Source organism: Streptomyces lacaronensis, from assembly GCF_047337785.1.
GTDB classification, from domain to species: Bacteria; Actinomycetota; Actinomycetes; order Streptomycetales; family Streptomycetaceae; genus Streptomyces; species Streptomyces lycopersici.
Genome location: NZ_JBLHDK010000003.1, coordinates 9,873,019 through 9,884,521, shown reverse-complemented (window position 1 = coordinate 9,884,521; position 11,503 = coordinate 9,873,019). Strand labels below are relative to the sequence as shown.

Below are 11,503 nucleotides of genomic sequence, written 5' to 3'. Positions count from 1 at the left end.
GGGCCTCATGGGAACCCCGCTGATTCCCCTGGCGGACGAGCGGTGCGATATCGTCGCCAAGCTGGAATTCTGCAATCCCACGGGAAGCAGTAAAGACCGTTCGGCACTGTGGATTCTGGAACAGGCGATCGGTCGCGGGGAGATAGCGCACGACACCACGGTGGTCGAGTCGTCGTCCGGCAACTTCGCGCTGGCCCTGGCTTTCTACTGCCGCATGCTCGGCATCGCGTTCGTCCCGGTCATCGATCCGAACTGCAACGAGGCCACCGAAGCCCAGCTGCGGCTGTTGTGCGAGCGGGTGGAGAAAGTCGCCGTCCGTGATGTGACGGGCAGCTACCTGAAGAATCGGCTGTCCCGGGTGCGGGAACTGCTGGTCGAACTCGACTCGGCCTATTGGCCCAACCAGTACGCCAATCCCGATGCCCGTGACGCGCATTACCACTTCACCGCGGGCGAGTTGATCGCGCAGGCGGGCCCGCTGGACTATCTCTTCGTCGGTGTGGGCACGGGCGGCACGATCGCCGGGCTCTCCCGCCGGATCAAGGAAACGTATCCGGGGTGTGTGATCGTCGCCGTCGACGCCGAGGGGTCGGTGATCTTCGGGGGTCCGCCGAAGGAACGGCGGATACCCGGCATCGGCTCCAGCATCGTGCCGCCACTGTGCGGTCAGGCCCTGATCGACCAGGTCGAGATCGTCTCCGAGGCGCGCGCCGTCGAGGCCTGCCGCGCCCTGGCCGCCCGGTACGGCTTGTACGCGGGCGGTTCTACGGGCAGTACCTATGCCGCCGTCCAGGACTACTTCGCCCGGCACCCACCCGGCGCCCGCCGTCCCCGGGTCGCCTTCATCGCCGCCGACCGCGGCCACGCCTACGCCCAGACCGTCTACGACCCCACATGGGTCCAGCAGCTGCGCGCGGAAACGGCACAGCCCCCCGGCGTCGAAACCGTGGCCGTCAACTGAAGGAGAACCACCCCGGCTCCGTGAGAGCAGTGGTGTACGCGTGAAAGAGAGAGAACAGATGCAGCAGAGCAAGATACGGCTGAGCGGACAGCAGGCCGATCCGGAGTTCTTCCGCTTCGAGGAGCGCGGCGAACTGGACTACCAGCTCGTTCTGGACGTCCTGCACGGCCGCAGGCTGGGAGTGATCTTCCGGGACGTCATCCCAACGGTGGCGCGCAAGGAACTGACCGAACGATTCTGGGCGAGCCCCGCCCGGCAGCATCGCGAGGGCGAGCCCTCGCACTACGTCGGCGCCTACCACTGGAACAAGGACGCCGACACCTATCTCGACGAGTCCGCCGAGGTCGCCGAGCACGTCCGGCAGGTGATCGACGCCCCGAACTCGCCCTGGCACGAGTTCCGCCAGGGCGTGGACGAGGCCCTGCGGCAGGAGGGCGCGTCCCTGCGGGTGGCGCGGATGAACGGCCGCTCGGCGTGCGCCGCGCTGATCCGCGCGTGGGACAAGGAGGGCGACTTCTCCCTCGACCCGCACGAGGACGAGGCCCAGTGCAAGGACCCGCGACAGAGCGGCTTCGAGATCCAGCGGGTCCTGGACCACCAGATCTGCGCGGTGAACATGTGCACCGAACACAGCGCCGGAGGGCGGCTGGTGATCTGGAACATCCGCCCCGACGACGCGACCCGGCGCTCGCTCGGCATCGAGCTGACGGGGCTGCCCTACCAGGCGGAGGCCCTGGCGGACTTCGAGGAACTGCGCCTGGACATCAGGGAGGGCGACGTCTACGCCTTCAACGGTGCGTTCGTGCACGCGGTGGACGCCAACACCGGCAACCGCACCACGGTGTCCTTCATCATGGGGTTCACCGATCCCCGGACGGTCGTGAGCTGGACCTGAGCCGACCGGGCCGGCGGCGTGACCGGCCGCCGCAGACATCCAGGGCCTGCCTCCCCCGAGCGTTCGCCGACTCCGTGCGAGACCGTCGACGCCCGGCGCGGGAGGCAGGCCCGGTGAACGCTCGCGCCGGCGCCTAACTCGACCGATGGGCGTCGGCCAGGACGACGCTCGTGCTGTTGGTGCCGCTCACCGCTGGGTGTCCTCCCCGAGGGCCTCGGCGAGGCCCTCGACGGTGGGGTTCCTGAAGACCAGGACCGGCGAGACCCGGCGCCCGAGCCGCTCGCTGAGCCGGCCCGCGACCGTGGCGATGGTCAACGAGGTGCCGCCGACGTCGAAGAAGTCGTCCTGTGGCCCGAAGTCCTCCTCGACGCCCAGGCTCTCCCGCCACACGTCGGCGACGAGGAGCTGCCGCTTGGTGACGGCCCGGCGGGTGGCGGGGGCCGGGGCGGGCACCGGACGCGGGTCGGGCAGTGCGTCCCGGTCGACCTTGCCGTTCGGGGTGAGTGGGATCTCGTCGATCACGGTGTAGCTCTGCGGCAGCATGTACAGCGGCAGTCGCTCCGCCAGGTGGGCGCGCAGTTCCGCCGGGTCCGGGGCGGGCCGGTCGGGGTGCTCGGGGATCAGGTAGGCCGCCAGCTGGTCCGCACCGGCGCTGGTGCGGCGCACGGCCACCACGCAGTCGGCGCAGGCGGGGTGGGTCTGGAGTGCGGACTCGATCTCGCCGAGCTCGATGCGGAAACCGCGCACCTTGACCTGGTGGTCGTTGCGGCCGAGGAAGACCAGATTCCCGTCGGGCAACAACCGGACCACGTCGCCCGTGGCATACATACGGGCGCCGGGCTCCGCGGCGTACGGGTCGGGCAGGTACGCCCCTGCCGTGCGGGCCGGCCTGCCGAGATAGCCGCGGCCGACCGCGCTGCCGCCGACGTACAGCTCGCCGCGACAGCCTGGGGCGACCGGGCGCAGCCGCGGGTCCAGCACATAGAGGTGTGCGTTGTCGGTCGCGCGGCCGAACGGGACGCTCGGGCGATGGCTGTGCCGGTCGAGCAGCTCCTCGGTGATCGGGCAGAACGCCGAGGTGACGGTCGCTTCGGTGGGCCCGTACTCGTTGAAGACCTGGCATCCCGGCGCGGTGGCGGACAGGATGCGGCGGGCCACATCGTGCGGCACGGCCTCGGCGCCGGTGAACACCAGGCGTACGGAGGCGAGTCGGGGAGCGGGATCCGTGCCGGACTCCAGCAGGATCCGCATCTGCGAGGGCGTCGCGTTGAGCGTGGTGATGCCGCGCTCGGCCACCTCTCGCAGGAACTCCTCGGGGTCGTAGGCGGCGGTGGAGCTCGCCAGGTGCAGTTCGGCGCCGGACACCAGGCACTGGAAGATCTCCCAGACCGAGTTGTCGAACGCCACCGAGTGGTTGAGCAGGGCCCGGTCCCGCCCGGTGAGCCGGCACAGCCGCTGGTTCCACTCCAGGAACCCGGTGATGTTGGCGTGGGTGATCGCGACACCCTTGGGGTTGCCGGTCGAGCCGGAGGTGTAGATCACGTAGGCGAGGTGGTGCGGTTGTGCCTCCTCGGCCGGCCCGGGGTCCGCCCCGGGTTCCTGGTCCACCGCCACGAGCCGAACGCCGTCGCCGAACAGGGCCGAGGTGGGGTGTCCCGGGTCCGCGACGACCAGGCGTACGCCCGAGTCGGCCAGCAGGTACCGCAGCCGGTCCGGCGGGTAGCCGGGATCGAGCGGGACGTAGGCGCCGCCCGCCTTCAGCACTCCCAGCAGGGCGACCACCAGCTCCACCGAGCGTTCCAGGCAGACGCCGACCAGGCCTTCGGGGCGCACGCCCCCGGCCCGCAGCTCCCGCGCCAGGGCGGAGGCCCGCGCGTCGGTCTCGGCGAACGTCAGCGACCGGCCGTCGCCCACGACGCAGAGCGCGTCCGGGGTGGTCCGCACCTGGCGGTCCCACAGGCGGACCAGGGTGGTCGGCTCGGGCAGCGGCTCGGCCCGGTCGCCGGTGGAGAGGGCGCGCAGCTCATCGGCCGAGACGATCTCCAGCTCGGACAGTCGGGCCGTGGCGCCGGACACCATCTGCTCAATCACCCGCAGGAAGTGCCGGCCGAGGCCCCGGACGAAGTCGGCGTCGAACAGGTCGGTGGCGTACTCGATGGAGACGCTGAGGTCGCCGGCCCCGGCGGCGTGGTTCGTCACGTCGAGGGCGAGGTCGAAGCGGGCGGTGCCGAGCCGTCCCTCCAGCTCCTTGCGGTCGTACAGCTCGGTGAGGTGACCGGCCCTCGGCTCCTCGTGCAGGGCGAACAGCACCTGGAAGAGCGGGTTGCGGCTCAGGTCGCGCTCCGGGCTCAGCCGCGCCACCAGCTTCTCGAAGGGCAGCTCCTGGTGCGCGTACGCCTGCCGCGCCACCTCGCGGACGCGGCCCAGCAGCTCGCGCCAGGTCGGGTCGCCGGACAGGTCGGTGCGCAGGACGACGGTGTTCACGAAGTAACCGACCACTTCGTCCAGTTCGGGGCGCGGCCGGCCGCCCACCAGGGTGCCGACGGCGACATCGCTCTCGTCGGCGTACCGGCCCAGCAGCACCTGCAAGGGGGCCAGCAGGCCCATGAACAGGGTGACGCCCTCGGCCCGGCACAGCGCGCGCAGCCGGTGCGCCAGGTCGGCGGGGACGCGCAGCAGTTCGCGGCGACCGCGGTGGCTCGCGACGGCAGGCCGGGGGCGGCTGGTCGGCAGCTCCAGGACGGGCACGCCGGACAGCCGGGTGCGCCAGTGGTCGAGCAGCCGCTCCAGCTCGGCGCCGGTGAGCCGGTCGCGCTGCCAGGCCGCGTAGTCGGCGTACGTCACGGGCAGCGGTGCCGGTGCTGGGCGGCGGCCGGCGGCGAGCTCCGTGTAGAGCTCGCCCAGTTCCCGCACCATCAGGTCCATCGACACGCCGTCGCAGGCTATGTGATGGATCGTCAGCAGGATGATGTCACGGCTCGGGGTGCGCAGCACGTCCGCGCGCAGCAGCGGTGGGCGGTCGAGGGCGAAGGGGGCGCGGATCCGCTCGGTCAGCAGCGCGTCCAGGTCCTCCTCGGCGACCTCGACGCGGCGCAGCGGCACCGAGGTCGCCTCGCGCGGTTCGGGGCGGACCCGGCCGTCGACGGCGACCAGGGCGGTGCGCAGCGCCGGGTGCCTGCGCACCAGCGCGGACAGGCTGTCCGCCAGCAGCGTCAGGTCGACGCGCCCGCCGGGCAGGCCCAGGGCGACCGGCAGATGGTAGGCGGGCACCGCGTCGTTCAGCTGCTCGAAGAACCAGATCCGCTCCTGGCCGAAGGAGAGTTCGGCGGTCTCGGCCGCGGTGATCGGCTCGTCGTCCGAGGGCGCCACGCCGTCCAGGGCGGCGGCGAGCGTGGCGGGTGTCGGATGCGCGAAGACCGACTGGGCGTCGACCGGCACGCCGAGCTCCGCACGCAGCCGGGCCACGGCCCGTACCGCGGTGAGCGACTGGCCGCCCAGGCCGAAGAAGTCGTCGTACGGGGACACGTCGTCGAGCCCGAGCACCTCGGCCCACACGCGGCACACCGCCGCGGTGTGCGGTGGCAGCGGGGCGTCGTCGGGCGTCGGCCCGCTCGCCCGGACCGGGCTGTGCGGGATCCGCCGCACGGCGCCGCGGTCGGCCTTGCCCGCGGAGGTGCGGGGCAGGGCGTCGAGCACCGCGTAGCCCTGGGCCACCATGTGGGCGGGCAGCCGCCGCGCGAGGTGGTCGCGGACCTGGCGGGGCAGGTCCCCGGACACGTTCCGGGCATCGGGCGCGGGCACGAGGTACGCCACCAACTGGTCGCCGCCGACTGCCTCGCGGTCGACGACCACCACCGCGTCCGCGACGAGGGGGTGGCTGCGCACACAGGCCTCGATCTCGCCGAGCTCGATGCGGAAGCCGCGCACCTTCACCTGGTGGTCGTCGCGCCCCAGCACCTCCAGGGTGCCGTCGGCGGACCACCGGGCGAGGTCGCCGGTCCGGTACAGGCGCCCGTAGCCGTCCCCGAACGGGTCGGGCACGAACCGGTCGGCGGTCAGCGCGGGCCGGTTGAGGTAGCCGCGCGCCACGCCCGCGCCGCCGATCCACAGCTCGCCGGTGACTCCTGGGCCGGCCTCCCGCCCGGTCTCGTCGACGACGTGCAGCCGGGTGTTGGACAGGGCCGTGCCGACCGTGACCCGGTCGGCGACGGCGTCGATACGGGCGGCGGTGGCCCACACCGTCGCCTCGGTCGGCCCGTACAGGTTCCACAGGGTGCCGCCGGTGGCGAGCAGGTCGCGGGCCAGCCGCGGATCGAGCGGCTCACCGCCCGACAGCAGGACCCGGCCGTGCCCGTCCGTCCAGCCGGACGCCAGCAGTATCCGCCAGGTGGTGGGGGTCGCCTGGACGACGCTCACACCCGCCTCGGCGATGGTGGCGGCCAGCAGCTCGGGGTCGGTGTTGGCGGCGCGCGGGGCCATCACCACCGTCGCTCCCCGGGTCAGCGGCAGGAACAGCTCCAGCGCCGAGATGTCGAACGACAGCGGGGTCAGCGCGAGGACCCGGTCGTCCGCCCCGAGGCCGGGTCGTTCGGCCACACTCCGCAGGAACGATGCGATCGCCGCGTGGTCGACGGCCACGCCCTTGGGCAGCCCGGTCGAACCGGAGGTGTAGATGACGTAAGCCAGGTGGTGGGGGCGTACCACCGGGGCCACCGGAGCGGCGGGTTCCGCGGGGAGGTCCTCGACCAGCAGGACATCGGCCGCGCCGGACGCCAGGGCCTGCGCGCGGTGGTCCGCGTCGCACAGCCACAGCCCGGCGCCCGAGTCGGTGGTCATGTGCCGCAGCCGGTCGGCCGGGTAGCTCGGGTCGAGGGGAAGGTACGCGGCGCCCGACTTCAGGATGCCGAGCAGGGCCACGACCAACTCGACCGAACGGCCGAGACACACGCCGACCAGGTTCTCCGGTCCGATGCCGCGCGCCTGTAGCTCGGCGGCGAGTACCGTGGCCCGGCGGTCCACGTCGGCGTACGTGGCGCGGTGCGCTCCCGCGACGACGGCGACCGCGTCGGGTGTCGCAGCTGACTGCTGCTCCCACAGTGCGACCAGGGTGGTCGGCGCCATGAACGGATCCCTCCTCAGCCCCGTGCGGGGAAGCTACGCGTGATCGTCTCTGCCAGCTGTCGTTCCGCGCCGCGCACATAGAGGTGGGGGGCGCCCGGGAACAGGTGCAGTTCGAAGTCGGCCGAGGTGTGCTCGCGCCAGCCGGCGAGCTCGGTCCTGTCGACACTGTCGTCGTCCGAGCCGGCCAGAACGGTCAAGGCACAGGGCAGGGGTGCCTCGGCCCGGTGTGTGTACGTCTCGCAGAGTGTCAGGTCCGCGCGCAGCAGCGGCAGCAACAGCTCCTGCAACTCGGGGTCCACGCCGTCGAATTCGGCTGTGGCGAGCAGCTTGTCGTCCGGCAGCGTGTGCCGCGGGTCGCGGTCCGGCAGGCCGGGGGCGCGCATGCTCGACAGAAACAGGCGGCCGGGCAGGCGCGTGCCGAGTGCACGTAGTCTCCGGGCCGTCTCGAAGGCGATCAGGGAGCCCATGCTGTGCCCGAAGAAGGCGTACGGCAGGTCCGTATGGTCCGCGATGAGCGGCGCGAGAGCGGCCACGGCGTCGTCCAGGGACGTCAGGGCCGGTTCGGCTAACCGGTTCTCCCGGCCGGGCAACTGGACCGTGCAGACTTCGACGGTGTCCGGCAGGTACGCCGCCAGCCGGTAGGCGGAGGCCCCCGCCCCGGCGTGCGGGAAGACGAACAGGCGGCACCGCGCGGTGGGTTCACGGCTGCCGAGCCCGCGCAGCCAGGCCGTTGCCAGGGCACCGGCCGTCATCGTGAGGCTCGTACGGAGCGCGGGGTCAGGTCGGTCCACACCTGCTCGATGTGGTCCAGGCACTCCTGGCGGGTGCCCTGCGCGCCGGTGGCGGTCCAGCCCGCGGGCAGCTGACGGTCGGCGAACCAGACCGAGTACTGCTCCTCGTGGTTCACCACGACGACGTACCGGTCCCCGGCGGGGCGCGGGGCGGGCGAGGCGCTCATGCGTCAGACCCCCACCCCGGTGAAGAAGTCCCTCTCACGGTGGCCCCGGCCCGCGGCGACGACCCGGTCGTGCACCCACTTGCCGACGGCGAGGTCGAGTACGCCGAGTCCGAACGGCGAGAAGACCGCCGGGCGTCCGTGGTCCCGGGTCAGCCGCCCGCGCAGCAGGTCGGCGAGGGTGCCGTCGACGAAGTCCCGGTTGCCGGTGCGCTGTTCGGTCAGGTGCAGCGAGGTACGCTCGCGTACGGCGTGGTCGACGTCGTCGGTGAAGTTCTGGGCGGCGAGGATCATCTCGGGGGCGAGGTCGCGCAGGGACAGGTGCAGGACCACCGGGTTGTGGGCCAGCAGCCGGGGGTCGTGCAGATGCGGTTCACCGGCCACCGTGGTCAGCACCACCAGGTCGCAGTCGGTGAACGCGTCCTCCACCGCGTCGGCGACCACGATCTCGGCCTTGGTGTGCTCGGCCACGACGGCGGCGAAGCGGTCCGCCGCCGCCGGGTCGAGGTCGAAGAGCCGGAAGCCGTCGATCTCCCATTCGAGATCACGCAGGAACCGCCATACGTGCTGGGCGATCAGACCCGTGCCCACGATGCCGACTCGGCGGGCACGGCGCGCGCCGAGCAGCGTCCGCGCGCCCAGTACCGCGGAGGCCGCGGTCCGCGTCGCCGAGACGATGGAGGACTCCATGCAGGCGAACGGATAGCCGGTGACACAGTCGTTGAGGATCAGCGTGGCCGAGGCGCGGGGGATTCCGTGCCGCGTGTTGTCCGGGAAGCTGGCGATCCACTTGTTGCCGGCGACCTCGAACTCGCCGCCCAGATAGGCGGGCAGCGAGATGATGCGCGACCGGCTCTGGTGGGGGAAGCGCAGGAACGAGCTGTGCGGGTTCGAACTCTGTCCGGCGTCGTGCGCGAGGTAGGCGGCACGGACGACCTCGATGAGTTCCGGACGGTGACGATCCGTCTCGGCGGCGATGTCGCCCGCGCCGATCACGGTCATGGGCGGCGGGGCCAGGGTGGACACGGAGTGGTTCTCCTTCAGTTGGCGGCCAGGGCTTCGACGGGGGGCTGTGCCGTTTCCGCGCGCAGCTGCTGGACCCATGTGGGGTCGTAGACGGTCTGGGCGTAGGCGTGGCCGCGGTCGGCGGCGATGAAGGCGACCCGGGGACGGTGGGCGCCGGGTGGGTGCCGGGCGAAGTAGTCCTGGACGGCGGCATAGGTACTGCCCGTCGAACCGCCCGCGTACAAGCCGTACCGGGCGGCCAGGGCGCGGCAGGCCTCGACGGCGCGCGCCTCGGAGACGATCTCGACCTGGTCGATCAGCGCCTGACCGCACAGTGGCGGCACGATGCTGGAGCCGATGCCGGGTATCCGCCGTTCCTTCGGCGGACCCCCGAAGATCACCGACCCCTCGGCGTCGACGGCGACGACCACACACCCCGGATACGTTTCCTTGATCCGGCGGGAGAGCCCGGCGATCGTGCCGCCCGTGCCCACACCGACGAAGAGATAGTCCAGCGGGCCCGCCTGCGCGATCAACTCGCCTGCGGTGAAGTGGTAATGCGCGTCACGGGCATCGGGATTGGCGTACTGGTTGGGCCAATAGGCCGAGTCGAGTTCGACCAGCAGTTCCCGCACCCGGGACAGCCGATTCTTCAGGTAGCTGCCCGTCACATCACGGATGGCGACTTTCTCCACCCGCTCGCACAACAGCCGCAGCTGGGCCTCGGTGGCCTCGTTGCAGTTCGGATCGATGACCGGGACGAACGCGATGCCGAGCATGCGGCAGTAGAAAGCCAGGGCCAGCGCGAAGTTGCCGGACGACGACTCGACCACCGTGGTGTCGTGCGCTATCTCCCCGCGACCGATCGCCTGTTCCAGAATCCACAGTGCCGAACGGTCTTTACTGCTTCCCGTGGGATTGCAGAATTCCAGCTTGGCGACGATATCGCACCGCTCGTCCGCCAGGGGAATCAGCGGGGTTCCCATGAGGCCCCCGCGAATTTGCCTTACCCGTTCGATCAGAGATTGATCAGCACGCCCGTGGAGCATGGGCCGAGTCTGGCACGGAATCACTCGAAGCGGCTCAACCGCGACTCAAGCGCGATACGACAAAGGCCGGGCGGCAGAAAGGAAAGGGGCCGTTCAACCGTCCACGACGGACGGTTGAACGGCCCCTCGGCGCCACTCGGGCGGAGCCGGGCGGACAGCCGCGCCGACCGCCTGCCCGGAAGCGGCCCACCGCCACGGCGCGCCGCGCCGTGGCGCGTGCTCGACCCTGCTCTTCGTGCTCAACCCTGCTCTTCGTACTCGACGTGCAGCGTCCGCGCGAGGTGGGCGCGGTACGCCTCGGCCTCGGCATCCGACTCATGACGGGAGATCACCATGACCGGGTATCCGCCATGGTCCGGGTAGGGGGGCAGCAGTTCGCCGGGGCTCACGGCCTCCACCACGTAGTCCACCCGCGGGTCGTTGCGCACCGAGTCCAGGCCGCGTATCCGCTTCATCCGTCCGCCGCTGCCGACCGGCGCCTGATAGGCCGCCACATGGCCGACCGGTACCGGCTCCTCACTCCAGCAGAGCGGTTCCCGGCCGAGGTGGATGCGCATCGCCTCGGCGGCCAGGTCGATCCCGCTGCTGAGGTGGACGAGGTGGTGCATGAAGCCCCCGCCGCCGATGCGCGCGCCCATCTCCAGCAGCACCGGCCGCACCCCGCCGACCAGCCGCAGTTCGGTGTGTGTGGTGCCCTCCGTGACGCCGAAGGCGCGGTGGGCACCGATCACCTCCCTCTCGATCGCGGCGAGTATCTCGGCGGGCAGCTGGGCGGGGGCCCGCAACGTGGTCTCCTCGAAGTAGGGCCCCGCCAGTTCCCCCTTCCAGCTGATGCCACAGACCCGTACCTGCCCGTGGTACACGAGGGATTCGGCGGAGACCTCCGGCCCGTCCAGGTACTCCTCGACCAGCACACCGGCCTCCGGGGTCGATCCGTCGGCGGCCCCGAGGTGGTGGGTCTCGACGAGCTTCCAGGCGCGGGCCACGGCCTGCTCAAGGCTGTCCTTGTCATCCACACGGATCACACCGAGGCTGGAGTGGCCGTTCGCCGGCTTGACCACGACGGGGAACCGCAGGGTCAGCGCGTCGGTCCAGCCGTCCGGATCCTCGATGACCACGAAGCCGGGCGCGCCCAGACCCGCCTCCCGCAGGCGTTGGCGCATGCTGCGCTTGTCGCGCACCACGGCCGCCGCCTCATCGGTCAGGCCGGTGAGGCCCAGCTCCCGAGCCGCGCGCGCCACGAACGGCACGACCCTCTCGTTGCCCGCCATGATTCCGTCGAAGGGCTCCCGCCGGTAGCGGTCGGTGAGCTCGGCCAGCGCACCTTCCGGGTTTTCGTCGACGTCCAGGGGCAGCAGTTCGACCACCGCCTTGGCCCGCCCGGCGGACTCCGCCGAGTCGTCCCCCCTGGGGACGAGGATCAGGTCGATACCGGCACGCTCGGCTGCTTCGAACACCCAGGGATAGACGGACAACTGACCGGCGAGGACGAGTTTCGGGCGCTGTGGCATGACGGT

The 11,503-nt window shown here is 71.6% G+C and carries 8 protein-coding genes; 2 read left to right on the top strand and 6 right to left on the bottom strand.

Features of this window, described 5'->3' with window-relative positions; translation table 11 throughout:
- Nucleotides 1-7 precede the first annotated feature (7 nt).
- Nucleotides 8-961 carry a 2,3-diaminopropionate biosynthesis protein SbnA gene (gene sbnA, locus ACMTAK_RS43065; protein ID WP_413811167.1) on the top strand — a complete coding sequence of 318 codons (954 nt, stop codon included), beginning with the start codon at nt 8-10 and terminating at the stop codon, nt 959-961.
- Between the two features lie 58 nt (nt 962-1,019).
- Nucleotides 1,020-1,856 carry a hypothetical protein gene (locus tag ACMTAK_RS43060; RefSeq protein WP_413811166.1) on the top strand — a complete coding sequence of 279 codons (837 nt, stop codon included), beginning with the start codon at nt 1,020-1,022 and terminating at the stop codon, nt 1,854-1,856.
- 186 nt (nt 1,857-2,042) lie between these two features.
- On the opposite strand, the gene ACMTAK_RS43055 is transcribed toward ACMTAK_RS43060, so the two are convergent.
- The 6 genes from ACMTAK_RS43055 to ACMTAK_RS43030 form a co-directional block, all read right to left on the bottom strand.
- Nucleotides 2,043-6,977, bottom strand: coding sequence for an amino acid adenylation domain-containing protein (locus ACMTAK_RS43055; protein WP_413811165.1), 4,935 nt, complete (start codon nt 6,975-6,977; stop codon nt 2,043-2,045).
- Nucleotides 6,978-6,991: 14 nt separating this feature from the next.
- Complete coding sequence (locus ACMTAK_RS43050) at nt 6,992-7,729, bottom strand: thioesterase II family protein (protein ID WP_413811164.1); 738 nt, start codon at nt 7,727-7,729, stop codon at nt 6,992-6,994.
- A complete protein-coding gene (locus ACMTAK_RS43045; protein WP_413811163.1) occupies nt 7,726-7,935 on the bottom strand; it encodes an MbtH family protein in 210 nt (69 codons plus the stop codon). Before ACMTAK_RS43045 ends, ACMTAK_RS43050 begins: the two co-directional genes overlap by 4 nt.
- Before the next feature lie 3 nt (nt 7,936-7,938).
- Complete coding sequence (sbnB, locus tag ACMTAK_RS43040; RefSeq protein WP_413813169.1) at nt 7,939-8,934, bottom strand: 2,3-diaminopropionate biosynthesis protein SbnB; 996 nt, start codon at nt 8,932-8,934, stop codon at nt 7,939-7,941.
- A 38-nt stretch (nt 8,935-8,972) separates the two neighbouring features.
- Nucleotides 8,973-9,923, bottom strand: a complete 951-nt coding sequence (gene sbnA / locus ACMTAK_RS43035; RefSeq protein ID WP_413811162.1) for a 2,3-diaminopropionate biosynthesis protein SbnA — start codon at nt 9,921-9,923, stop codon at nt 8,973-8,975.
- 302 nt (nt 9,924-10,225) lie between these two features.
- A complete protein-coding gene (locus tag ACMTAK_RS43030) occupies nt 10,226-11,497 on the bottom strand; it encodes an ATP-grasp domain-containing protein (protein WP_413811161.1) in 1,272 nt (423 codons plus the stop codon).
- Between the last annotated feature and the right edge of the window lie 6 nt (nt 11,498-11,503).